Origin of the sequence: Mesorhizobium sp. M7A.F.Ca.AU.001.01.1.1 (assembly GCF_004022735.1) — a bacterium.
Lineage (GTDB): Bacteria > Pseudomonadota > Alphaproteobacteria > Rhizobiales > Rhizobiaceae > Mesorhizobium > Mesorhizobium ciceri.
In genome coordinates, this window is record NZ_RZPF01001331.1 from 1 (window position 1) to 540 (window position 540).

The following is a 540-nucleotide window of genomic DNA, read 5'->3' on the forward strand; positions in this document are numbered from 1 at the left end:
CCACGCACGGGGCCAGCAGTCACGACTTCCACCGCCGCTACCCGAAGGTCAGGCTGGATGCCGAGCGTATTTTCATCAGGGATGGCGACATCTGGACGTCGGCCGGCATCTCGGCCGGAATAGACCTGGCGCTTGCCCTCGTCGAAGATGACCTTGGCGCTGAAGTGGCGCGCCGCACCGCACAGCAGATAGTCATGCACCAGCGCCGGCCGGGCGGCCAGTCGCAATTCTCGGCCTTCGTCGAACTGGGCGGGCGAACCGGCCGCTTCGCCGCGCTGATCGAGTGGGTGCGGGCAAACCTGGCCGAACCGCTGACCGTCGAATGCCTGGCCGATCACGCGGCCATGAGTCCCCGCAACTTCGCCCGCGCCTTCACGTCCGAGACCGGCGTCACGCCGGCAAAGGCGGTAGAGCGCATGCGCCTCGATACGGCCCGCACGGCGATCGAGACCAGCCATCTCCCGCTTGAGCGCATCGCCGAAGCCGCCGGTTTTGGCGATCCCGGACGCATGCGGCGTGCCTTCCTGCGTACCCTTGGCC

Annotated in this window: 1 protein-coding gene; it reads left to right on the top strand. The window is 68.0% G+C overall.

Annotation, left to right across the window (positions count from 1 at the left end; all coding sequences use genetic code 11):
* Positions 1-540, top strand: a 540-nt coding sequence (locus tag EN884_RS38000) for a helix-turn-helix domain-containing protein (protein ID WP_128361234.1), incomplete at both ends; no start/stop codon positions are given.